The sequence below is a fragment of the Pseudomonas sp. FW215-R2 genome (genome assembly GCF_058789255.1).
Genome location: NZ_JBYTBO010000003.1, coordinates 22,248 through 44,287 on the forward strand (window position 1 = coordinate 22,248; position 22,040 = coordinate 44,287).

Genomic DNA, 22,040 nt, shown 5'->3' on the forward strand with positions numbered 1-22,040 from the left:
TCTCACTGCTTGAAAGGAAAAAAGCATGGCCAAGTACAAAGGAATTCTGCTGGCAGGCGGCGCCGGTTCGCGTCTGCACCCGATCACCCTGGGCGTCTCGAAACAGTCGCTGCCGGTGTATGACAAGCCGATGATCTACTACCCGCTGTCGGTGCTGATGCTGGCGGAAATCCGCGAGATCCTGATCATCTCCACCCCCGAAGATCTGCCGGGCTTCCAGCGCATGCTCGGCGACGGCAGCCAGTTGGGCCTGAGCCTGAGTTACGCTGTGCAACCGAGCCCGGACGGCCTCGCCCAGGCGTTCATCATCGGTCGTGAGTTCGTCGGTGAAGACAACGTCTGCCTGGTGCTCGGCGACAACATTTTCTACGGCGCCGGTTTCGGTGAAACCTTGCTGCAAGCCGCGTCTCGCGATGAGGGCGCCACGGTGTTCGGCTACTACGTGGCCGATCCCGAGCGCTTTGGCGTGGTGGAATTCGATGCCGCCGGCAAGGCCCTGAGCATCTGCGAAAAACCGAGCGATCCGAAGTCCAACTACGCGGTCACCGGCCTGTATTTCTACGACAACGAAGTGCTGCAGATTGCCGCCGACATCAAGCCGTCGCCGCGCGGTGAGCTGGAGATTACCGACGTCAACAACGTCTACCTGCAACGCGGCAAGTTGAATGTGTCGGTGATGGGCCGTGGCATGGCCTGGCTCGACACCGGCACCCACGATGCGTTGATGGAGGCCGGCAACTTCGTGCAGGCCATCGAGAAACGCCAGGGCCTGAAAATCGCCTGCCTCGAAGAGATCGCCTACAACAAGGGCTGGATCGACGACGCGCAGTTGCTGGTGCACGCGGGCAGCATGAGCAAGACCGGTTACGGTCAGTATCTGGCGCGGCTGATCAACGATGATGTGGTGGTTTCGATGGACGCGCAGCGCCCGCTGAAAGGCGCTGCCTGACCGTTGCGAGATCAATGTGGGAGCACGGATGCTCCCACGGTCTCAGTGGCCGGTCACACTGTCATGTTGCGGGGTTTTGACGCCCGGGCGTGGTTCGGCTGGCGACGGTTGCAGGGACTGCAAACGGGCTAGGCGATTGGCGTGAGTCGGCGCTTCGGCCGCCAGTGGCGAGCGGCGTTTGCGGGTTTCTTCACGCAGCACCGGCAACACTTCCTTGCCGAACATGTCGAGTTGTTCCAGCACGGTCTTCAGCGGAATACCGCCGTGGTCGAACAGGAACAACTGGCGCTGATAGTCGCCGAAGTGCTCGCGGAAGGTCAGGGTCTTGTCGATGATTTCCTGAGGGCTGCCGACGGCCAGCGGGGTCATTTCCATGAACTCTTCCAGGGATGGACCGTGGCCGTACACCGGGGCGTTATCGAAGTAAGGACGGAACTCCCGACGTGCATCCTGGGAGTTGCGACGCATGAAGATGTGCCCGCCGAGGCCGACGATCGCCTGCTCCGGCGTGCCGTGGCCGTAATGCGCAAACCGCGTGCGGTAGAACTCGACCAGCGCCATGAAGTGTTCCCGGGGCCAGAGGATGTGGCTGGCAAAAAAACCGTCGCCGTAATAGGCCGCCTGTTCGGCGATTTCCGGAGTACGGATCGAGCCGTGCCAGACGAAGGGCGGCAGGTCGTCCAGCGGTCGCGGGATCGAGGTGAAGTGGTTCAGCGGTGTGCGAAAGCGTCCGCTCCAGTTGATGTCTTCCTCGCGCCAGAGCCGGTGCAGCAGGCGATAGTTTTCCATCGCCAGGGGCAGGGCGTCGGCGATGCTCTTGCCGAACCAGGGATAGACCGGCGCGGTGTTGCCACGGCCGAGCATCAGATCCATGCGTCCGCCGCAGAGGTTTTGCAACAGCGAATACTCTTCGGCCAGCCGCACCGGATCGTTGGTGCTGATCAGGGTGGTGGACGTCGAAAGAATGATGCGTTGGGTCTTCGCTGCGATGTACGCCAGCAGCGTGGTGGGAGAGGAGGTGATGAACGGGGGATTGTGGTGCTCGCCGGTGGCGAACACGTCCAGTCCGATGTCTTCGGCCTTCTGCGCAATTTGCAGGGTGGCCTGGATGCGCTCGGATTCACTGGGGGTACGGGCGTTGGTAGGGTCCTGTGTGACGTCGCCAACGGTGTAGATCCCGAATTGCATAAAGCCTCCTTGCCTTGGGTAAAGGTGTGTTTGAAACCCTTGCCGCGAAGAATGAATCAACGTGGCACTTGAAATGTACGCCTGTACACGTACAATCGCAATCGTGGGGCATTGTACAAACGGATTTGAAGACCTCATCGAGAGAGGAACACGACATGGAACTGGGATTTATCGGTCTGGGCACGATGGGTGCGCCGATGGTGCTGAACCTGCTGAAGGCCGGACATCGGGTCCGCGTGTGGAATCGCTCGTCGGCACCGCTGGAAGAGCTGGCCAGGGCTGGCGCCGAACCTGTCGACACCCCCGCGCTGGCAGCGCAGGCCGACGTGCTGATTTCAATGCTTGGCGATGACACGGCGATCCGCTCGGTGTTCCTCGACGCCAAGGCGCTGGACGGTCTGCAGGCCGGCAGCGTTCACGTCAACATGTCCACGGTGTCCGTGGCGCTGGCCAAAGAGCTGGCGGCCCTGCACGAGGCGCGCGGCGTCGGTTATGTGTCGGCGCCGGTGCTGGGGCGGGTCGATGTGGCGGCCGCCGGCAATCTGAATATTCTCGCCTCGGGGCCTGCCGCAGCACTGGTCCGGGTGCAGCCGCTGTTCGATGTGCTGGGGCGCAAGACCTGGCACTTCGGTGAAGCCGCCGACGTGGCGTGCGCCGCCAAACTGTCGGCCAACCTGATGGTCGCCTCGGCGATCGAGTCCCTGGCCGAAGCCTCGACCCTGGCCGGTGGTTACGGCATCAGTCGTGCGGCGTTCATCGACATGATCACTTCGACCCTGTTCCCTGTTCCGGTCTATCAGGGTTACGGCAAGCAGATGGCCGATGAGACATTCGAGCCGGCCGGCTTCAAATTGTCGCTGGGCCTCAAGGATGTGCGCCTGGTGCTGGAGGCCGGGGAGGCTGCTCAGGTGCCGTTGCTGTTTGCCAGCGTGTTGAAGGACAACTTGCTGGACGGCATGGCCCATGGGCAGGCCGATCAGGACTGGGCATCGCTGTCGCGGGTCAGTGACCGGCGTGCCGGCGTGAAGTAATCAATCGGATTTAAACGCCGTAACTTGCCTTGCTAGTTCGGTTGGAATCTTGCGCTGTTAATTATTGTCGGACAGCTATTTGCCTTTTACTGAAAAGTGAAAGAAGTCTGAGAATAATGCTTGTCAAATGTACGACTGTAGACGTACATTTTTATCGGGGTTTAACAACAATAAAAGTTCGTCTGTTTTTTCGTCTGCTGATCGTAAATAAATAATAGCTAGGAGCCGTTATGAAAAATCTAATGCAATGGAACAGCCTTCCCTCCGAATCCAATGAATGGCTCGAGAAGGTGCGTGCACTGAATCCGCTGATTGTTCAGCACCGCGAGTACAGCGAGCAGACCAATGCGACTCACAAGGATGTGATGTCCCGCTTCTTCAAGGACGGTTTTGGCCGTACGTCGGTGTCCCGGGCGTTCGGTGGCTCCCAGGTCGATATCCAGACCACTTCCGCGCTGGTGCTGGAATTTGCCCGGCATGATGCCTCGCTGTCCTGGCAGCTGGCGGTACAAGTGGCGATGGGGCGCCTCTCGGATTACCTGCCGGAAGCCACTTCCGAAGCGATCTACAACCACTGCGACGGTTTCGTGATCGGCGCCATCCACTCCGGTGGCGAAGCGCTGCCAATGGGTGACGACTACCTGCTGAGCGGCAAGTGGGCCTTCGCCAGCGGCTCGGCCCACGCCGACTGGCTGGTCTGCACCGCCACCGTCAAAGGCACCGAAAACAACACCACCCCGGAAGTGCGGATGTTCTTCGTACCCGCCAGCCAGTGCACCATCCTGTCGACCTGGGACACCTTGGGCATGCGCGGCACCGGCAGCCATCACTTCCAGTGCTCCAACGTCATCGTCAACAAGGCGTTCTCGCTGGACGTCGAAACTCTGAAGAAATCCCCCGAAGCGCGCAGCTCCCGTGCCTACGCCACCGGCTACTACGAGTTCGGCACCCTGGCGGCAATGTCCACCGTGCTGGGCGTGGCCCGGGCCGCCGTGGATCACTTCCGCAACGACCGTGCTATCAACACCGACCCGGGCCTGGAAGGGGTGATCTTCGAGAAGACCGGCCGCGCCATCTCCTCGGTACACACCGCGCAATTGTTGCTTGAAGATGCCATCCATCAGGTGATCAACCGCGGTGAAACCATCGGCGAACCGGTCAGCGCCCGCGTCGGTCTGGCAGCGTCGGTGTTGACTGAAAACTCGGTCAACGCCGTCAACCAGATCTACTCGATGGCCGGTTCCAAAGCCGTCTACAAGTCGCACTTCCTGGAGCGTTGCTTCCGCGATATTCATACCGGTTCGAAGCACTTCACCCTGTCGCCTTTGAACTTGCACGGTATCGGCAAGTATTACCTGGATAAAACCAACGTACTGGCCGCGGCGTAATAGTCGATAAATAAAAAAACGGGTGCGTTATCAGTGAATGTTCACAGGGATCAATAGCGCGCCCGTTTCAAGTTGCACCTTTATTTTCTTAAATCTCAAACTTTTGTGCTCGCAGTAAAGAGTCAAGGGAGTGCCACATGCTTGCTCGAAATATTATTAAGTCGCTGGTGTTTATTATTCTGGTCGTGGTGCTGTCCGCCGCGCTGGGCTGGCGTTTCTGGTCGCCGCAACCGGCTGCGGCCGAGCAACGGATTCCCAGCACCCGGGTCGGTCTGGCCGTGGTCAAGAAACAACCGTACACCTACTACCTCGAAGCCATCGGCAAACTCGAAGCGCAGCGTCAGGTGCTGGTGTCGGCCGAAGTCAGCGGCAAAGTGGTGGACATCGATTTCGAGTCCGGTGATGAAGTGAAGGCGGGGCAGGTGCTGCTCAAGCTCAACGACGCACCCGAGCAAGGTGAATTGGTTCGCCTGAAAGGCGAGTACGAATCGGCCAAGGCACAGTTTGCCCGTGTCCAGGAACTGGCCAAGACCGGCGCCGAAAGCCGTCGCGCCTTCGACAGTGCCCGCGCTCAATACGACGCTGCCAAGGGCGACATGGAACGCATGCAGGCGCAGATCGCTCAACGGCACATTCGTGCGCCGTTCGGCGGCACCCTCGGCATTCGCCAGGCGCATCTGGGCCAGTACCTGCAAGCCGGCAGCGCGGTAGCGACCCTGACGGATCCGGGCCTGCTGCGCGTCAACTTCACCCTCGCCGAACGCGATGGCTCGCAAGTGCAACTGGGCCAGACCGTGCAGGCCAAGGTCGATGCCTGGGGTGACGTGACCTTCGCCGGCAAGATCGTTGCGGTCGACCCGCAGATCAACCAGTCCCACACCATCAACGTTCAAGCGGTCATCACCGACGCGCAAAAACGCCTGCGTCCCGGCATGTATGCACGGGTCTCGGTGACCCTGCCACAGACCGCCGAGTTGCTGATTCCGGAAACCGCGATCACCTACAACGCCTACGGCGAGAGCGTGTTCTCGGTCTACACCGACGAGACCGGCGTGCAGAAGGTCAAGCGTGAGTCGATCAAAGTCGGCGAGCGTCGCAACGGCTGGGCGGTGGTCGACAAGGGCTTGATCGAAGGTGTGCAGGTGGTGACTTCCGGTCAGCTCAAACTCCACGACGGCGTGGCGGTGGAAGGCGTGCCGGACACGATTGCTCTTAAACTCAGTGGGCTGGAAAAATGAATTTCACCGACCTCTTTCTTCGCCGCCCGGTGCTGGCCGTGGTGGTCAGCACGCTGATCCTGCTGTTCGGGGTGCGTGCGCTGATGAACCTGCCGATCCGTCAGTACCCGATGCTGGAAACGTCGACCATCACGGTCACCACCCAGTATCCCGGCGCATCTTCGGAACTGATGCAAGGCTTCGTCACCCAACCGATCAGCCAGGCCGTGGCCTCGGTCGAAGGCATCGACTATCTGTCGTCGGCCTCGACCCAGGGTCGCAGCCAGGTGACGATCCGCATGGCACTGAACAGTGATTCCATCGCGGCGCTGACCGAGGTCATGGCCAAGGTCAACCAGATCAAATATCGCTTGCCGAAGGACGCCTACGACCCTGTGGTTGAACGTACTTCCGGCGGTTTCACCAGCGTGGCTTACGTCGCGTTCGCCAGTTCCAACCTGACCATTCCGGAGATGTCGGATTACATCTCCCGTGTCGTCGAGCCGATGTTCGCCGGCATCGAAGGCGTGGCCAAGATCAACATCATGGGCGAGCAGAAACTGTCCATGCGCCTGTGGCTCGATCCGCAGCGTCTGGCCGGCTACGGCATGACCGGGCAGGACGTTTCGGCCGCCATCGAAGGCAACAACTTCCAGGCAGCACCAGGCCAGGTCAAAGGCCTGTACGTGGTCAGCAACCTGCGGGTCAACACCGACCTGAACAGCGTCGAAGATTTCCGCGACATGGTGCTGCGCAACGACAACGGCCACATCATCCGTGTGCGTGACGTCGGCACGGTGGAACTGAACGCAGCCTCCACCGACACCAGCGGCGCGATGAGCGACGTACCGGCGCTGTTCCTCGGTCTGGACGCCGCGCCGACCGGCAACCCGCTGGTCATCGTCAAACGCGTACGTGAATTGCTGCCGCAGATTCAGGAAACCCTGCCACCGGGCGTGACCGTGCAGATCCCGTTCGAAGTGGCGCACTTCATTCAGTCGTCGATCGACGAGGTGAGCTACACCCTGCTCGAAGCGCTGGTGATCGTGGTGCTGGTGATTTACCTGTGCCTGGGCACGTTCCGCACCGTGCTGATTCCGCTGGTGACGATTCCGCTGTCGATGCTCGGCGCGGCGATGCTGATGCAGATGTTCGGCTTCAGCCTCAACCTGCTGACCTTGCTTGCGATGGTGCTGGCCATCGGGTTGGTGGTGGACGACGCCATCGTCGTGGTGGAAAACGTCCACCGTCACATCGAAGAGGGCAAGACGCCGTTCGACGCTGCACTGATCGGTGCGCGGGAAGTGGCCGGGCCGGTGGTGGCGATGACCTTCACCCTGGCGGCGGTGTACGCGCCGATCGGTCTGATGGGCGGCCTCACCGGCACGCTGTTCAAGGAGTTCGCTCTGACCCTGGCCGGTGCCGTGGTGATTTCCGGCATTGTCGCCCTGACCCTGTCGCCGATCATGAGTACCCGTCTGCTGGACGCGAAAACCAGCGAAGGCTTCATGGCGGTCAAGGCAGATCGATTCTTCCAGTACCTGTCCCGTCGTTATGGCGCGCTGCTCGGCGGTTCGCTGGCACGTCGCTGGATCAGCCTGAGCGTGGCGCTGGTGATCTTCTTCAGCCTGCCGTTCCTCTATCGCTCAGCGCAGACCGAACTGGCGCCGCTGGAAGACCAGAACATCCTGCTGACCGCGATCAAGGCGCCGCAGCACGCCAACCTGAATTACCTCGAAGCCTACGCACACGAGCTGTACAAGACCTTCAACGAAATCCCCGAGGGCTACAGCAACTGGGTGGCGAACGGTTCCGACGGTCTGTCCAACAGCGTCGGCGGGATCAACCTGGTGGACTGGGAAAAACGCGGCCGCGATGCCAACACCATCCAGCCTGATTTGCAGGCACGGGTGAACCAGATCGAAGGCACGAGCATTTTCGTGTTCCAGATGCCGCCGCTGCCGGGCTCTACCGGTGGTCTGCCGGTGCAGATGGTGATCCGCAGCGATCAGGATTATCTGGCGCTGTACAACGTGATGGATCAGCTCAAGAAAGCGGCTCAGGCCAGTGGCCTGTTCGCGGTGGTCGACAGTGATCTGGACTTCAACAATCCAGTGGTGGAAATCCAGGTTGACCGCGCCAAGGCCAACGCCCTGGGCATCCGCATGCAGGACATCGGCGAGACGCTCAACAGCCTGATCGGCGAGAAGTACGTCAACCGGTTCTCGTTCCACGGTCGTTCCTACGATGTGATCCCGCAGTCGGTGTCGGCGGATCGCCTGACCCCGGAAACCCTCAAGCTGTATTACGTGAAGGATCAGAAGGGCAACCCGGTGCCGCTGTCGACGCTGGCGACCCTCAGCGTCAAGGTCGAGCCGAATCGCCTGACCCAGTTCAACCAGCAGAACTCCGCCACGTTCCAGGCCATTCCGGCGCCGGGCGTGACGTTGGGTGATGCGGTGGGCTTCCTGCAGAAGCAATCGGAAAACTTCCCGGCCGGCTTCAGTTTCGACTGGCAGTCCGATGCCCGCCAATACGTGCAGGAAGGCAACAGCCTGGCGTTCACCTTCGGCCTGGCCCTGGTGATCATCTATCTGGTGCTGAGCGTGCAGTACGAGAGCTTCCGCGACCCGTTCATCATTCTGATCAGCGTGCCGCTGTCGATCTGCGGGGCCCTGGTGCCGCTGGCGCTGGGCATGACTTCGATGAACATCTACACCCAGATCGGCCTGATCACGCTGATCGGTCTGATCAGTAAGCACGGGATCCTGATGGTCGCGTTCGCCAACGAGTTGCAGCGCCAGCAAGGCATGGACCGCGTGCAAGCGATCCAGCACGCCGCGCAGGTGCGTCTGCGGCCGATCCTGATGACCACCGCTGCCATGGTGGTCGGCCTCGCGCCCCTGTTGTTCGCCAGCGGTGCCGGTGCCAACAGCCGCTTCGGCCTGGGCCTGGTGATTGTGGTGGGGATGCTGATCGGTACCTTGTTCACGCTGTTCATTCTGCCGTCGGTGTACACGCTGCTCAGTTCGATCAAGCAACCGAGCCACGCACCCGAAGCCGAACCGGCCGGTGTGCCGCAACCCATCCTGTGAGGACGTGACATGTATTCGATTACACGTTTGATGCTGGCGCCCCTGGCGGCGGCCATCCTGTTGGCGGCGGGTTGTGTGAACTACGCCGGGATCGATCATCAGGGCAAATTGCTGGCGGTCGGCGATGCGCCGTCCGACAGCCTGAAAGACAAGTTGCCACCGGCCCAATGGCCGCGTGCGGACTGGTGGACATCGCTGGGTGATCCGCGTCTGGGCGCGTTGATCGAAGAGGCGTATGCCAGCAACCCGGACTTGCAGGAAGTCGCTGCCCGGGTCGCCAAGGCCAACGCATTTCTCGACCTGCGCGATGCCGAGCGTTACCCGGAAATGGACGCGTCGGCAGGTGTCACTCGCGGCCGGCTGTCGCGCTTCGAGGACTACAGCGGCGAGGGTGAAAAGTACTTCACCGCACGCAATCTGGCAGTGAACTTCAGCTACACCTTCGACCTCTGGGGCGGCCAGCGTGCCGCCTGGGAATCGGCGCTCAACAGCGCACGAGCTGCGGAAGTCGACCTGCAATCGTCGCGGCTGATTCTGGCGACCAACGTGGTCAAGGCCTACAACCAGTTGGCATACGCCTGGCAGGTGTCGGAGCTCAACCAGCGCGATCTGGAACGCTTGAGCAAATTGGTGGAGCTGACGGATTCGCGCTACGGCTCGGGCCTCGACAACCTGTCGCAACTCAAGCAGGTGCAGAGCCTCAAGGCACGTTCGGAATCAACCCTGATCGGCGCCAACGAAGACATCGAAATTGCCCGGCTGCAATTGTCGGCGCTGATCGGCAAGGGCGTCGACCGTGCGCACACGCTCGAGCGGCCATCGAATCTGCAGGCCAGCGTGGTGGCATTGCCGGCGCAGTTGCCGGCCCAGTTGCTCGGTCGTCGCCCGGACATCGTTGCGGCGCGCTGGCGAGTGGAGGCCGAGACCAAGAACGTCGAGGCGGTGAAGACCACGTTCTACCCGAACATCAACCTGGTGGCGGCGGCGGGTTCGCATGCCTTGATCGGTGATGCGATGTTCGCCGGGGTCAGCAAGTTCTGGAATGTGGCGCCGACGGTGTCGCTGCCGATCTTCGATGCGGGGCGTCTGCGCTCCGATCTGAAGGCCAGCAACGCTGAACTCGACAGTTCGATCGCACAGTACAACCGGGTGCTGAATTCGGCGTTGCATGAGGTGGCGATTTCGGTGACGCAGTTGCGTTCTTTCGAACAGCAAATCGTCGTGCAGCGCGATGCCTGTTCGATTGCGCAGTCGTCCTACGATCTGTCGCAGTCGCGCTACAAGGCCGGGGAGGACACGTTCCTCGATGCCCTGAATATCGAGCAACAATTGATTCAGGACGAAATGCGCCTGGCCTTCCTCAACAGCAAGCACATCGACAGTTCGGTTTCGTTGATGGCGGCGCTGGGCGGCGGGTTCCAGGCCCCCGCGCTGGAGACGGCACAGAGCAGTGCTCTGTAGTTTTTTTCGGGACGCCGCCTTCGGGGCGGCTGTCGCGGGAAAAAGGCATCTTGTGTATAGTCTTACTGTTCTCGTATAGACGAATACAAGCCGGATTATTCCCGCCTATATCATCAAGGGTACCTACCTATGAACGTCCCGAATCATCCCAATCAGGATCAGATCCTTCTGGAAAATGTGCTGAACGCATTGGGAAGCCCGCTACGCCTGACCGTGTTGAAAGTGTTGTCCGATGGCCAGGAACATCCATGCGGCCGGATCCTCAAGGGTGCATCGAAGTCGACCATGACCCATCACTGGCGGGTTCTGCGTGACAGCGGTCTGATTTGGCAACGCCCCTACGGCCGGGAAAACCTGCTGTCCTTGCGTCGTGAAGACATGGACGTGCGTTTCCCGGGGCTTCTCGACTCGCTGCTGTCGGCGGTCAAGACCGATGAACAGACCATCAGCGTGATCAGCAAACACGAAGTGACCGAAGAAAACGGAGCCGAGTGACAGACACCGCCGGTGAAGGGTTGGCCTTCCACGGCAACCAATCAATTCACCATCACCAGGAAGGTGTGTGCGGGTATGGATACAAGTCATTACTGGTCGTCGCGACCCCTGTCGGAATTGACCGGCTCCGAGCATCACTGGCTGTTTTTGCCCGGGGCACTGACCCCGCGTCTGAAAGCCATGGGCGACTATTCAATCGAAGTGGTCGAGCAGTCCCATGGCCCGCTCAATTCTGAAGAAGCGCAAGCGCTGAACGTGCCACCGGCGACCATCGGCTGGGTGCGTGAAGTGGTGATGAAGCTCGATGGCGAGGCCTGCGTCACCGCGCGCAGCCTGACCAGCATGCCGGCGCTGAACGGCGACTGGGCGGATCTGAATGGCTATGGTCGCCGGCCGCTGGCCGAGATTCTCTACACGTCGGATCAGACCCTGCGTGAACCCTTCCAATGCGCCTTGTTGTCCCCCGGCGCACCGTTGGCGGCGCTGTCCTATCGCTACGCGCCGCAGGCCAAACGGTTGCTGGCCCGACGTTCGCGTTTCACTCGTAATGGTTCGGCACTGCTGGTCAGCGAGTGCTTCCTGCCGGCGTTCTGGGCACGGGTCGAGTACGCTCAGGCGCTCAAATCGGCCTGACAAAATGAAACCTGCGGGAGCGAACTCCCGCAGGTTTTTTTTCGCAAGTTGTTCAGAGCCGGATGACCGCTTCGATCTGCTTGATTGCCGGCGTCAGGGCCTGCGCCAGTTCCTCGGCTTTCGAGGTCGGGCGCATGGTTCTGGATGAGCGCAGAAACAGAGGATCATCGAACCGCTTGCGCAGTCGTGCCAGCGATCCGCTGATGGCGGGTTGTTTGACGTGCAGGCGTTCGGCCGTGCGTGACACGCTGCGTTCGCGGAACAGCACCAGGAAAATGATGATCAGGTTCAGGTCGATATCCGCGAAGTTGTCTTCATTGAATAGCATGGTTACATCCCTGTCATGACCCGCCGGCTAGCAATCTGCGATGCCGGCGGGTGTCTGGATCACTGCTCGGGTGCCAGGCGCAGTTCGTCGTTCAGACGGTAGTAACTGCGGTTGAAATAGACCAGGCCTTCCGTGGCCTCGCTGTGTTGCTGCAGCTCGAGGATTTCACAGTAGAAGATGCTGTGGGTGCCGACCTCGTCGACCTTGCTGACCCGGCAATCGAGGCTGACCAACGCCTCTTCGATCACCGGCGAGCCGGTCTTGAGTGTCTGGCAATTCACGCTGGAAAAGCGCTCCTGCATGCTCAACTGCCGATTGGCGAACGCCCCGGAGGTCGACTGGTGATCGCCGGTCAGGACGTTCACGCACAGCACGCCATTGGTCTTGAAATGCTCGTGATTGGACGACGAGCGATTGACACATACCAACAGCGTGGGCGGTGAATCCGTCACGCTGCACACCGCCGACGCGGTAAAGCCGAAACGCCCCGCAGGGCCATCGGTCGTGACGATGGTGACGGCACTCCCCAGCATCGCCATTGCATTACGAAACTCCGTTGAATCAACCATCGCGTCACCTCATTCCATGTAGGTTTAATGGAGCCGATCCGTTCTTCCTTGTCCGTTGTCGTTGTGCGAAAACGGGTATCGGGCAACACGTTCGCTCTGGCGATATAGTACGTATGTATCCGTACCTTGCAAGCTATTCCTTGTGCTTATTTTGCAGATGAAAAGATAAATCTCAGGGGAGTGCCAAGGCTTGCAGCAAGGCTGTGGCATAGGCCGGCAACGTGGAGAAATCCCGGGCGCACAGCAACAGTTTGCGCATGGCCCACGCTTCATTCATCGGCAGGGACTTGAAGGCCTGCGGTGCGGCACGCTGGACCGCCGCCAGCGGCACGATGCCGATGCCGGCGCCCCGGGCCACCATGCGCATCACGCCGTCGAAACCATCGGCGCGGATGCGCATCTGCATCCGTGAGCCGCTGTGCAGGGCCTGTTCTTCCAGGTACACCGCCAGTGCGCTGTCGGCATGCAGGCCGACGAAGTCATGGCGCAGGGCGTCGCTGAAACTGACTTCGGTCGCATCAGACAGTGGATGTTCCAGAGGCAGAATCAGCACCAGCGGATCATCGCGAAAGGCTCGGGTCTGCAAGTCGGAGGTGTCGATCGCGTCGGACACAATGCCCAGATCCGCCGCGCCCTGGCGCAAGGCATGGGTGATGCGAGCGCTGGGCAACTCCTGCAAATCGATGTCGAGGTTGGGGTGCTCGCGCAGGAAATCCGCCAGTACCTCCGGCAGGTATTCGCTGAGCGCCGTGGTGTTGCACAACAGACGCACCTGGCCTTTGACGCCTTGGGCGTATTCGGCCAGATCCTGCTGCAGGCGGTCGGCCTGTTGCAGCAACACCCGCGCATGTTGCGCCAGAGCTTTGCCGGCCGGCGTCGGCGTGACACCACGGCGCCCGCGCTCAAGGAACTCGGTGCCCAACGAAGCCTCCATCGCCCGGATCCGCGCACTGGCCGCCGCCAGCGACAGATGACTGCGCGCGGCGCCGGCGGTGATGTTGCCGCTGTCGAGGATGTGCAGGTACAGGCGCAGGTCGGTGAGGTCGAAGTGCATGACGCGTGGCTCTTGCTGAGAGAGAGGCTGCCTCAGTGTATGACAGATTTTCAGTTCATCCGTGTGGGTGCAGAGTGTCGCCATGAACGCACTCGCAGATTTTTATCAAAACCTCGGTCTGGCCCTGTCATTGCTGGTGATTGCGACCTTCGTCGTCGCCGGCCTGATCAAGGGTGTGATCGGCCTCGGCCTGCCCACCGTCGCCATGGGCCTGCTCGGTCTGGCTATGGCACCGTCGCAGGCTGCGGCGTTACTGATCATTCCGGCAACCTTGACCAACGTCTGGCAACTGGCGTTCGGCGGGCATTTGCGCGGGTTGGTGAAACGGCTGTGGCCGATGCTGCTGGCGATCTTCCTCGGCACGGCTATCGGCACTTTGTGGATCGGCATGGCAGGCGGGCATTGGGTGGTGCGCGGACTTGGCGCGGCGCTGTTGCTCTATGCGCTGAGTGGATTGTTCCTGCCGACGCTAAGTGTCAGTCGCCGCCATGAACCGTGGCTGGGACCGCTGTGTGGCGTGGTCACCGGCGTCATCACTTCGGCCACCGGCGTGTTCGTGATTCCCGCCGTCCCCTACATGCAGGCACTGGGTTTGAACCGCGACGAACTGGTACAGGCGCTGGGCCTGTCCTTCACCGTGTCGACCCTGGCGCTGGCCGGTGGATTGCTCTGGCGCGGGTCGCTCGGCGGCGCAGAATTGAGCGCCTCGTTGCTGGCGCTGATCCCGGCGGTGCTCGGCATGCTGTTCGGCCAATGGCTGCGCCAGCGCATCAGCGCCGTGCTGTTCAAGCGAGTGTTCTTCATCGGTCTGGGCGCGCTCGGCGCCCATCTGTTGATCAGCGGCTAGCGGACGAATCGCTGAGCATGTCGATCGGACGGATGTCGAAATCCCGCTCCAGATACTCCATGCGCTGAGCGAGAAACTGCTGCATGTGCGGCAGGTTCGAGTGCACGTCCAGGTGCGCCTGGGTTTCCCAGATCTCGTAGAAAATGAACAGGCTCGGATCTTCCTTGTCGCGCAGCATGTGGTACTCGATGCAGCCGGGTTCGGCGCGGCTCGGCTCGACGTAGCCGCGGAAAAACGCTTCGAAGGCCTCGGCTTTTTCCGGGCGGGTCTTGGCGTGCAGGATGAAACCCTGGCGTTCGCTCATCGCAAAAAACTCCTCAGATTCAGATGGCGGCCAATCCTAAGGCAACAATCGGCATTCGATTCGTGCGTTTTACTCAAATGAATTTTGCGCAACCGCGGCTTATTCCGCGCGAGGCGCATCGTTAATCTGCCGCCATCCAGTTTTTCCCCTTCTCCATCCAGCGCTCTGCGCTGCGCATCGGAATCCGATCGAGGCTGTCCCATGAAAAAAGTGCTGTTGCTCAACGGCGGTAAAAAATTCGCCCACTCCGACGGTCGCTACAACGCCACCCTGCACGAAGCGGCGCTGAGCGTGCTGGATCGCGGCGGTGTCGACGTCAAGACCACCTTCATCGACGAGGGTTACGACATCGCCGAAGAAGTCGCCAAATTTCTCTGGGCCGACGTGATCATTTATCAGATGCCGGGCTGGTGGATGGGCGCGCCATGGACCGTGAAAAAGTACCTCGACGAAGTCTTCACCGAAGGCCACGGCAGCCTCTACGCCAGCGACGGTCGCACCCGTTCCGACTCCTCGCAGAAGTACGGCAGCGGCGGTCTGATCCACGGCAAGCAATACATGCTGTCGCTGACCTGGAACGCGCCGCAGCAGGCGTTCGATGACCCGACCGACTTCTTCGAAGCCAAAGGCGTTGATGCGGTGTACTTCCCGTTCCACAAGGCCAACGAGTTCCTCGGCATGACCGGTCTGCCGACGTTCCTCTGTGTGGACGTGATGAAGCGCCCGAACATCGAAGCGGATGTGGCGCGTTACGAGCAGCATCTGACCGAGGTGTTTGGCCTCAAGGCCTGACGCTCGGCTACTATCGAAGGCCTGAGCTTGCGCAGCAGGCCTTTCGATTCGAGGACACCCGTGAAAGCCAGATCCGATGAGTTGCAGATTTTCGTCTGCGTGATCGAATGCGGTTCAATCTCCGCCGCCGCCGAGCAGGTCGGACAGACGCCGTCGGCCGTCAGCCGCACGTTGTCGCGGCTGGAAGCCAAGCTCGACACCACGCTGATCAACCGCACGACCCGACGCATGGACCTGACCGAGGAGGGCAAGTATTTCTTCGAGCAGGCCAAGCTGATCCTCGACCAGATGGACCAACTCGAAGAGCGCCTCTCTTCGCGCCAGCAGACGCCGTCCGGACGGCTGCGCATCAACGCCGCATCGCCGTTCATGCTCCACGCCATCGTGCCGTACATCGACGAATTCCGGCGGCTGTACCCGGACATCCAGCTCGAACTCAACAGCAACGACCTGATCATTGACCTGCTGGAACAAAGCACCGACGTCGCCATCCGCATCGGCACCCTCGCCGATTCGACGTTGCATGCCCGCTCGCTCGGTTGCAGTCCGCTGTTGATCGTTGCCAGTCCCGCCTATCTGGAAAAACACGGCGCGCCGCTGGAAGTGGCCGACCTCAGCGAACACACCTTGCTCGGCTTCACCCAGAACGAAGGCCTCAACCAGTGGCCGCTGCGCTACGTGCACGGCGATCGCTGGCCGATCACCCCGGTGATCAGCGCCTCCAGCGGCGAGACGGTTCGGCATCTGGCGCTGGAAGGCCAGGGCATTGCCTGCCTTTCGCATTTCATGACCATCGACGACATTCGCGCCGGGCGCCTCAAGGTGTTGCTGGCGGAATTCAACAGCGGTTATCGCCAACCGATCAACGCGGTGTACTACCGCAACTCGCAACTGGCGCTGCGGATCCAGTGCTTCCTGGACTTCATCCAGAGCAAACTGGCGGCTTACGCCAGCGCCGATTTCAAAGGCTGATTCGTGACTCCTGCGCAAGAGTGAATTGGCTGAGGGCGGGTTTTTCCACCGGACTCGGCGGTCGATACTCGTTGCATCACTTATTCACGCAGGGAGTTTCTCCATGAACGTATTCGTTACCGGCGCTGCCGGTTTTATCGGCGGCTCCATCGCTACTGGTCTGGTCCAGGCCGGGCACACCGTCACCGGTCTTGTGCGCAGCGCCGAGCAGGCCGATGAGTTGAAAGCACTGGGCATCACCCCGGTGATCGGCACCCTCGACGACAAGGCACTGCTGGCCGAACAGGCCCGCGCCGCCGACGCTGTGATCAACGCCGCCAGCAGCGATCATCGCGGCGCGGTCGAAGCCTTGCTCGATGCCCTGCGCGGCTCGAACAAAGTGTTCCTGCACACCAGCGGTTCGAGCATCGTCGGCGATGCGTCGGGCGGCAAATCCAGCGATGTCATCTACTTCGAAGACAACCTGCCGGAGCCGACTGTCGACAAAGCCGCACGGGTGGCCATCGACAACCTGATCCTCGCGGCAGCGAAGGACGGCGTGAACTCGGCCGTCATTTGCAACACCCTGATCTACGGCCACAGCCTGGGCGTCCATCGCGACAGCGTGCAACTGCCGCGCCTGCTGAAACAGGCGCGCAAAAGCGGCGTGGTGCGTCACGTCGGCACTGGCCAGAACATCTGGTCCAACGTGCACATCGAAGACGTGGTGTCTCTGTACCTGCTGGCGCTGACCAAAAACGTCCCGGGCATGTTCTACTTTGTCGAAAGCGGCGAAGCGTCGTTCATCGACATGACCACCGCCATGGCCCAGGCCCTGAATCTGGGCCAGCCACAGGACTGGCCGCTGAAAGACGCCGAAGCGGAGTGGGGCTACGAAATGGCCAACTATGGCCTCGGATCGAACAGCCGGGTACGCGGCAAACACGCCCGTGAGCTGCTGGGCTGGGTACCGAAGCGCACGTCAGTGGTCGAGTGGATTCGCAACGAAATGGTGTGAGCCCATCCGCGCATCCGGGCCTTGCCAAACCTGTGGGAGCATCGTGCTCCCACAGGTTTTTTTGTGCCCCGGAAATTCAGGACATGAACGTGGGATCTGATTTTTAGGCGGCTGTTTATCGAGACGTTCAGAAATTTCCTACTAGTCTGATCCCCGCACAGGCATGGCCAACGCAGCTGGCCGGTTTGTAGGATAGCGGGCACCCACGGGTTGTCTGGCCATGAGGCCAGGTCGGTGGGTAACGCCCGTGGAATTTTTTTGCAAAAGGAATTTGCGATGGCAATACGCACCTCTGCTGCCTGCACGTAAAGGCATATCCCGGGCGAACCAGACGATTTCGCCTCCTCACGGTTCATGACTCGGCGCCAAGCGCCTTGGCCGGAGCATTGCGCTCTTCGGTCGTGGGCACACTCATCCGCGAAATTGGCAAGAACAAGGAGTAGTTATGGTCATTTTGGGCATTACCAATAACGATTTGTCGGGCGCTTGCCTGGTACGCGATGGTCAGATTCTCTCGGCAGTCAGCGAAGAGCGTTTCACCCGCATCAAGGACCACAAGATCTGGCCCGCCAAGTCCATCGAGTTTGTGTTGAGCCAGGCTGGCGTGTCACTGGAAGATCTCGACTACGTGGCTTACGGATGGAATGCCGGTTTCAACGCAGATAAACACCTTGAGTTGTATTTCGACCGAATCGTCGAGGAAGTCCGGAACAACCCCGAAGGCTTGGCGCAGTTCCGCCAGCGTGTCACCGATGAAGTCCGAAACGACAGAGAGAAGCGCGCCGAATTCGACCAATACATTGTCGCCAATGGCCTGGCCGGCAAGGCGTATTACATCGATCACCATGAATGCCATGCCCTCGGTGCTTATGTCTGCTCGCCGTTCGATGAGGCCTTGACCCTGACCTGTGACGGGCGCGGCGACTTCCAGTCCCTGACCGTGACCTGGTACAGCCCGACCGAAACCACGGTTTTGCAACGCGAAACCAGCATCGACAGCCTGGGTTATTTCTACGGCCGGATCACCCATTTGCTGGGCTACAAACCGAACCGGCATGAAGGCAAGGTCACGGGCCTGGCTGCTTTTGGCGATCCGCAGAAGTTGCTGGGGGTGATGCAGCAGATGATCCGTTTTGAAGACGGACGCATCAAGGCCCGTTGCGGCGACCTGTTCGTGCCGTCCTACAACAACTACAGCGAATCACTGGAAACCCTTTTCTCCCGGGAAACCCCCGAGGATATCGCCGCCGCCGTGCAGCGCCACTCCGAAGACTTGCTGGTGGCGATCGTCAAACATCACCTGGAACAACGCGGCAGTACCAACCTGTGCCTGGCCGGCGGTGTGTTTGGCAACGTCAAACTCAACCAGCGCCTGCGCGAGATTCCCGGCGTGCAAAACGTCTATGTGCTGCCGTGCATGGGCGATGGCGGGTTGGCGCTGGCGGCGGCTGTCGGGGCGGCGTACCTGGAGAACGGTACCCGCTTCAAGAACCCGGCAATGACCCTCGGGCCGGAATCGCGCAGCGTTTCGCAGAACATCAACCTGATCCATCGCGACTACCCTGAACTCGGTTATCACACACCGTCGAACATCATCGACGTGCTGACCGACGCACTGATGGAAAACCAGGTGCTGGGCATGTTCAAGGGCAAGATGGAGTTCGGCCCGCGCTCACTGTGCAACCGCAGCATCGTCTATCACGCGCAGGATGGCGAAGTGAACGACTGGCTGAACAAACGCATGCACCGCACCGAGTTCATGCCGTTCGGCCCGGTCACCGCCATTGAACAGGCAGAGGCCTGCTACGTCGGCTGGGATGAGGATCAAGTGGCGGCAGACACCATGACCATGACCTACGATTGTCATCCGCAGTTCAGCGAAGCGAGCCCGGCGGTGGTGCACATCGATGGTACGGCGCGGCCGCAGATCATTCGCCCGGAGCGTGATCCATTCATGCATCGGCTGTTGAATGCCTGGCATGAGCGGACCGGTCAGGCAGCGTTGATCAACACCTCGTTCAACCGGCACGAAGAGCCGATCGTGTGTTCGCCTCAGGATGCGCTGGATGCGTTGAAAGAAGGGATGGTCGATCTGGTGGTGATGAGTGAATCACTGATTGTCTGGCGCAAAGGCAAAAACAGCTTCACCCAACAACGCTTCGAATAATGGATGGATGATTACAGGGCTCCGCTGGAGCCCTGTTCAGGAGCATCGAGCGTATGGTTGACCCATGTATCTGATCTTTTTCGGGTTCTTTGCGGCAGAAGGCATCATCTACCCGTTCTGGCCGACCTGGCTGAATTCGCTGGGCTTCAGTGCCAGCCAGATTGGCCTGCTGATCGCGGCGGTCTATTGGCCCCAGGTGGTGACCGGGGTCTTGATTACGTACGTGGCCGATTGGCGCGTGGACCAATTGCGGCTCGCGGCGTTTCTCGGTTTCTCGGCAGCATTGTGTACGTTGCTGTTCTATTTCATGCCGGTGCACCTGTGGGGATTCGTGTGCCTGAGCATCCTGTTTGGCGGGCTGTGGATGGTGGTGTTGCCGCTGTCCGAGTCCTATCTGCTCAAGCGTGACAAGCAAGCCCTGCAGAACTACGGCTGGGTCCGTGCGGTGGGCTCTTCAGCATTTATCCTGACTTCGACCCTCGGCGGCCTGTTGTTTGCGCAGTACAGCCAGTCATGGGTGCCGGTGGTGATTGCCGCGTGCATGTTGCTCACCGCGCTGGCTTGCCTGTGGCTGAAGCGTCAGGTCACGCTGGCGCATCTGCAACCGCCCGAGCGTGCGACGAAACGGCCCGACTGGAAGGCGCTGTTCGCCCAAAAAGGCCTGTTGATCGCGATTGCCGCCGCCAGCTTCATTCAACTGAGTCACACCCTGTACTTTTCCACGGCGTCGATTGGCTGGGGCGTGAAGGGCTATTCTTCAACCGCCATCGGGGTGTTCTGGTCAGTGGCGGTGATCGCGGAAATCACTTATTTCGCGTTCTCCAACAAGGTCCTGTCGTTCTGTTCGCCGTTGCCCATCGTGATGTTTTCCAGTGTCTGTGCGGCGGCGCGCTGGGCGTTGTTTTCCGAAAGCGATGCGGTGCCGGTGATCCTGCTGGGGCAATGCCTGCACGCCTTGAGTTTCGCGGCGTATCACTCGGCGATCATGCGCTGCATTCGCGATCACGCCCCGCCAGATATCCAGGTGTTTACCCAGGGTGTCTATTACTCGCTGGCGGTTGCCTTGCCCATGGGCCTGGCCACACCCTTTGCCGGGTATCTGTACGAGACGCAGCCACAATGGTCCTGGTATGTCATGGCGCTGTTTGCCCTGATGGGAACCGTGCTGGCATTCATTGCTCACCAGAAAATGCGAAGTGCAACCGATGCCACAACGAACGTTTACAGCCGTCTGCTTTGATATGGACGGCGTGCTTATCCAGTCTCGCGAGGTCATCGAGTTCGCCTGGACCACGGTGGCGCGCAACTACGGTGTTGCCGTCGATCAGGCGTTCATCGACGACCACATTCACGGCCGCCCGGGCGGCTACACCCTGCAGGCCCTGTTTGGTCAGTTCGACGAACAGACGCGCGTGACCATCAAGCAAGAAGTCGATGCCATCGAAGAGGTTTCGATCTGTCCGCTGGTGCCGGGTGTCGCAGCGTTCATCGCCCAATTGAATGGGCGCGTGCCGCTGGCGCTGGTGACCAGCAGTTGGCGAGCGCGAGTCGACCACGTTTTGCAGCAACACGACCTGACGTCGGTTTTCGACTGCATCATCTGCCGCGACGATGTGCGCAGTGGCAAGCCGGCTCCCGATCCTTATCGCCTGGCCGCCGCCCGACTGGAGCGTCAGAGCGATGAATGCCTGGTCTTCGAAGACTCCGTCAGCGGCGTGCAGTCGGCGGTCAGCAGCGGCGCGCTGTGCATCGGTATCGGCGACGACCCGACGCTGACCACTCATGGGGCACTGCGGACGTACGCGGATTTCACGGCGCTCCCGGTCTCGCAGGGCGGGGTGGATACACACCTCTATGCCGACGGTGGGTTGTTTATCAGCGGGCAGCTTGCCCAGAGGTTCGCACGCTCATGACACCGACCTTGCGACACGCGACCGTCCTGTGGAATTTCCTGGGGGCGGGGCGCCAACACAGCGATTGTGAGCTGATCGTGGTGTGCGGCTCCTACGACCTTCGAGTCTGCGATTACGCCTGCCAGTTGCTGAAAAAAGGCGTCGCCCCGCATCTGTTGTTTACCGGCAACACTGGTAACTGGACGAAGCATTTGTGGGAACGGACCGAAGCCGATATTTTTGCGCAACGGGCCATGATTCAAGGTGTTTCGGCGGATCAGTTCACCCTCGAATCCCGTGCCACCAACTTCGCCGAGAACATCGCATTTGCCCGAGCGTTGTTCCCGGACGTGCGCCGGGCGACGTTCCTGACCAAGCCGAATTCGATCCGGCGCGTGGCATTGACCTTGCCCGTTCAATGGCCAGGGCTTGAGGCCTGGGTGGATGCGCCGTCCTTCAGTTTTCCGGGGGAGGTCAGCAACCTGATCGGGGTCCTGGGGCTGATCGACGAAATGGTCGGGGATGTGCACCGGATCATGGTTTACCCTTCGCTGGGCTTTCAGGTCGAGCAGGTGATTCCCGAGGAAGTCGAGGTAGCCTGGCGCTACCTGATCGAACAAGGATTCGATCACCATTTGATCAAAGGCAGACACTGACGCCG

21 protein-coding genes are annotated in these 22,040 nt (G+C 60.6%); 16 read left to right on the top strand and 5 right to left on the bottom strand.

Features of this window, described 5'->3' with window-relative positions; translation table 11 throughout:
- Positions 1-25 precede the first annotated feature (25 nt).
- The gene (gene rfbA / locus AC3WRD_RS05005) at positions 26-949 is read left to right on the top strand and encodes a glucose-1-phosphate thymidylyltransferase RfbA (RefSeq protein ID WP_085734075.1); all 924 of its coding nucleotides are present in this window, start codon (positions 26-28) and stop codon (positions 947-949) included.
- A 42-nt stretch (positions 950-991) separates the two neighbouring features.
- Here the strand turns inward: rfbA and AC3WRD_RS05010 are convergent, their stop codons facing one another.
- Positions 992-2,137 (bottom strand): LLM class flavin-dependent oxidoreductase, encoded by a 1,146-nt coding sequence (locus AC3WRD_RS05010; protein ID WP_096818702.1) that lies wholly within the window; start codon positions 2,135-2,137, stop codon positions 992-994.
- Positions 2,138-2,163: 26 nt separating this feature from the next.
- Here AC3WRD_RS05010 and AC3WRD_RS05015 point away from each other — a divergent pair, with 26 nt between their 5' ends.
- The 7 genes from AC3WRD_RS05015 to AC3WRD_RS05045 all read left to right on the top strand — a co-directional run bounded on the left by AC3WRD_RS05015 (position 2,164) and on the right by AC3WRD_RS05045 (position 11,457).
- On the top strand, positions 2,164-3,168 hold the full coding sequence (locus AC3WRD_RS05015) for an NAD(P)-dependent oxidoreductase (protein ID WP_256580582.1): 1,005 nt from the start codon (positions 2,164-2,166) through the stop codon (positions 3,166-3,168).
- A gap of 230 nt (positions 3,169-3,398) precedes the next feature.
- The gene (locus AC3WRD_RS05020; protein ID WP_096818707.1) at positions 3,399-4,556 is read left to right on the top strand and encodes an acyl-CoA dehydrogenase family protein; all 1,158 of its coding nucleotides are present in this window, start codon (positions 3,399-3,401) and stop codon (positions 4,554-4,556) included.
- A gap of 137 nt (positions 4,557-4,693) precedes the next feature.
- A complete protein-coding gene (locus AC3WRD_RS05025; RefSeq protein ID WP_102619362.1) occupies positions 4,694-5,794 on the top strand; it encodes an efflux RND transporter periplasmic adaptor subunit in 1,101 nt (366 codons plus the stop codon).
- Entirely contained in the window at positions 5,791-8,868 is a 3,078-nt protein-coding gene (locus tag AC3WRD_RS05030) for a MexW/MexI family multidrug efflux RND transporter permease subunit (RefSeq protein ID WP_096818710.1), read from the top strand. The genes AC3WRD_RS05025 and AC3WRD_RS05030 overlap by 4 nt, the downstream gene beginning before the upstream one ends.
- A gap of 9 nt (positions 8,869-8,877) precedes the next feature.
- Positions 8,878-10,329: an efflux transporter outer membrane subunit gene (locus tag AC3WRD_RS05035; protein ID WP_102619363.1), complete on the top strand. Its 1,452-nt coding sequence runs from the start codon at positions 8,878-8,880 to the stop codon at positions 10,327-10,329.
- A gap of 129 nt (positions 10,330-10,458) precedes the next feature.
- A complete protein-coding gene (locus tag AC3WRD_RS05040; protein ID WP_007953843.1) occupies positions 10,459-10,824 on the top strand; it encodes an ArsR/SmtB family transcription factor in 366 nt (121 codons plus the stop codon).
- Positions 10,825-10,899: 75 nt separating this feature from the next.
- On the top strand, positions 10,900-11,457 hold the full coding sequence (locus tag AC3WRD_RS05045; protein ID WP_102619364.1) for a chorismate--pyruvate lyase family protein: 558 nt from the start codon (positions 10,900-10,902) through the stop codon (positions 11,455-11,457).
- Positions 11,458-11,509: 52 nt separating this feature from the next.
- Here the strand turns inward: AC3WRD_RS05045 and AC3WRD_RS05050 are convergent, their stop codons facing one another.
- From AC3WRD_RS05050 to AC3WRD_RS05060, 3 genes are all read right to left on the bottom strand, one after another.
- Entirely contained in the window at positions 11,510-11,785 is a 276-nt protein-coding gene (locus AC3WRD_RS05050) for a helix-turn-helix domain-containing protein (RefSeq protein WP_085713206.1), read from the bottom strand.
- Positions 11,786-11,844: 59 nt separating this feature from the next.
- The gene (locus AC3WRD_RS05055) at positions 11,845-12,354 is read right to left on the bottom strand and encodes a flavin reductase (RefSeq protein ID WP_007953834.1); all 510 of its coding nucleotides are present in this window, start codon (positions 12,352-12,354) and stop codon (positions 11,845-11,847) included.
- 172 nt (positions 12,355-12,526) lie between these two features.
- On the bottom strand, positions 12,527-13,408 hold the full coding sequence (locus tag AC3WRD_RS05060) for a LysR family transcriptional regulator (protein ID WP_096818717.1): 882 nt from the start codon (positions 13,406-13,408) through the stop codon (positions 12,527-12,529).
- A gap of 82 nt (positions 13,409-13,490) precedes the next feature.
- Between AC3WRD_RS05060 and AC3WRD_RS05065 the strand changes: the two genes are divergently transcribed.
- Positions 13,491-14,255, top strand: a complete 765-nt coding sequence (locus AC3WRD_RS05065; protein WP_102619365.1) for a sulfite exporter TauE/SafE family protein — start codon at positions 13,491-13,493, stop codon at positions 14,253-14,255.
- Here AC3WRD_RS05065 and AC3WRD_RS05070 read toward each other — a convergent pair.
- Positions 14,245-14,559 (bottom strand): putative quinol monooxygenase, encoded by a 315-nt coding sequence (locus AC3WRD_RS05070; RefSeq protein ID WP_102619366.1) that lies wholly within the window; start codon positions 14,557-14,559, stop codon positions 14,245-14,247. The two genes, AC3WRD_RS05065 and AC3WRD_RS05070, sit on opposite strands and share 11 nt — an antisense overlap.
- A gap of 201 nt (positions 14,560-14,760) precedes the next feature.
- On the opposite strand from AC3WRD_RS05070, the gene mdaB reads away from it, so the two are divergent.
- The 7 genes from mdaB to AC3WRD_RS05105 all read left to right on the top strand — a co-directional run bounded on the left by mdaB (position 14,761) and on the right by AC3WRD_RS05105 (position 22,035).
- The gene (mdaB, locus tag AC3WRD_RS05075; RefSeq protein WP_096818724.1) at positions 14,761-15,351 is read left to right on the top strand and encodes an NADPH:quinone oxidoreductase MdaB; all 591 of its coding nucleotides are present in this window, start codon (positions 14,761-14,763) and stop codon (positions 15,349-15,351) included.
- A gap of 60 nt (positions 15,352-15,411) precedes the next feature.
- Positions 15,412-16,323, top strand: a complete 912-nt coding sequence (locus tag AC3WRD_RS05080; protein WP_096818727.1) for a LysR family transcriptional regulator — start codon at positions 15,412-15,414, stop codon at positions 16,321-16,323.
- Between the two features lie 103 nt (positions 16,324-16,426).
- Positions 16,427-17,320, top strand: coding sequence for an NAD-dependent epimerase/dehydratase family protein (locus AC3WRD_RS05085; RefSeq protein WP_102619367.1), 894 nt, complete (start codon positions 16,427-16,429; stop codon positions 17,318-17,320).
- A 445-nt stretch (positions 17,321-17,765) separates the two neighbouring features.
- Positions 17,766-19,487: a carbamoyltransferase family protein gene (locus AC3WRD_RS05090; protein ID WP_102619368.1), complete on the top strand. Its 1,722-nt coding sequence runs from the start codon at positions 17,766-17,768 to the stop codon at positions 19,485-19,487.
- Between the two features lie 64 nt (positions 19,488-19,551).
- Positions 19,552-20,727, top strand: a complete 1,176-nt coding sequence (locus AC3WRD_RS05095) for an MFS transporter (RefSeq protein ID WP_102619369.1) — start codon at positions 19,552-19,554, stop codon at positions 20,725-20,727.
- Position 20,728: 1 nt separating this feature from the next.
- Positions 20,729-21,400: an HAD family hydrolase gene (locus tag AC3WRD_RS05100; protein WP_256580583.1), complete on the top strand. Its 672-nt coding sequence runs from the start codon at positions 20,729-20,731 to the stop codon at positions 21,398-21,400.
- Complete coding sequence (locus AC3WRD_RS05105) at positions 21,397-22,035, top strand: YdcF family protein (protein WP_096818741.1); 639 nt, start codon at positions 21,397-21,399, stop codon at positions 22,033-22,035. Before AC3WRD_RS05100 ends, AC3WRD_RS05105 begins: the two co-directional genes overlap by 4 nt.
- The last annotated feature ends 5 nt before the right edge of the window (positions 22,036-22,040 follow it).

Excerpts from the sequence above, each read along its gene's own strand:
- mdaB (WP_096818724.1), top strand. The coding sequence starts at position 14,761 with ATGAAAAAAGTGCTGTTGCTCAACGGCGGTAAAAAATTCGCCCACTCC.
- AC3WRD_RS05030 (WP_096818710.1), top strand. The coding sequence starts at position 5,791 with ATGAATTTCACCGACCTCTTTCTTCGCCGCCCGGTGCTGGCCGTGGTG.
- AC3WRD_RS05055 (WP_007953834.1), bottom strand. The coding sequence starts at position 12,354 with ATGGTTGATTCAACGGAGTTTCGTAATGCAATGGCGATGCTGGGGAGT.
- AC3WRD_RS05040 (WP_007953843.1), top strand. The coding sequence starts at position 10,459 with ATGAACGTCCCGAATCATCCCAATCAGGATCAGATCCTTCTGGAAAAT.
- AC3WRD_RS05025 (WP_102619362.1), top strand. The coding sequence starts at position 4,694 with ATGCTTGCTCGAAATATTATTAAGTCGCTGGTGTTTATTATTCTGGTC.
- AC3WRD_RS05090 (WP_102619368.1), top strand. The coding sequence starts at position 17,766 with ATGGTCATTTTGGGCATTACCAATAACGATTTGTCGGGCGCTTGCCTG.
- AC3WRD_RS05065 (WP_102619365.1), top strand. The coding sequence starts at position 13,491 with ATGAACGCACTCGCAGATTTTTATCAAAACCTCGGTCTGGCCCTGTCA.
- AC3WRD_RS05035 (WP_102619363.1), top strand. The coding sequence starts at position 8,878 with ATGTATTCGATTACACGTTTGATGCTGGCGCCCCTGGCGGCGGCCATC.
- rfbA (WP_085734075.1), top strand. The coding sequence starts at position 26 with ATGGCCAAGTACAAAGGAATTCTGCTGGCAGGCGGCGCCGGTTCGCGT.
- AC3WRD_RS05060 (WP_096818717.1), bottom strand. The coding sequence starts at position 13,408 with ATGCACTTCGACCTCACCGACCTGCGCCTGTACCTGCACATCCTCGAC.
- AC3WRD_RS05095 (WP_102619369.1), top strand. The coding sequence starts at position 19,552 with ATGTATCTGATCTTTTTCGGGTTCTTTGCGGCAGAAGGCATCATCTAC.
- AC3WRD_RS05020 (WP_096818707.1), top strand. The coding sequence starts at position 3,399 with ATGAAAAATCTAATGCAATGGAACAGCCTTCCCTCCGAATCCAATGAA.
- AC3WRD_RS05050 (WP_085713206.1), bottom strand. The coding sequence starts at position 11,785 with ATGCTATTCAATGAAGACAACTTCGCGGATATCGACCTGAACCTGATC.
- AC3WRD_RS05070 (WP_102619366.1), bottom strand. The coding sequence starts at position 14,559 with ATGAGCGAACGCCAGGGTTTCATCCTGCACGCCAAGACCCGCCCGGAA.
- AC3WRD_RS05100 (WP_256580583.1), top strand. The coding sequence starts at position 20,729 with ATGGACGGCGTGCTTATCCAGTCTCGCGAGGTCATCGAGTTCGCCTGG.
- AC3WRD_RS05105 (WP_096818741.1), top strand. The coding sequence starts at position 21,397 with ATGACACCGACCTTGCGACACGCGACCGTCCTGTGGAATTTCCTGGGG.
- AC3WRD_RS05045 (WP_102619364.1), top strand. The coding sequence starts at position 10,900 with ATGGATACAAGTCATTACTGGTCGTCGCGACCCCTGTCGGAATTGACC.
- AC3WRD_RS05010 (WP_096818702.1), bottom strand. The coding sequence starts at position 2,137 with ATGCAATTCGGGATCTACACCGTTGGCGACGTCACACAGGACCCTACC.
- AC3WRD_RS05085 (WP_102619367.1), top strand. The coding sequence starts at position 16,427 with ATGAACGTATTCGTTACCGGCGCTGCCGGTTTTATCGGCGGCTCCATC.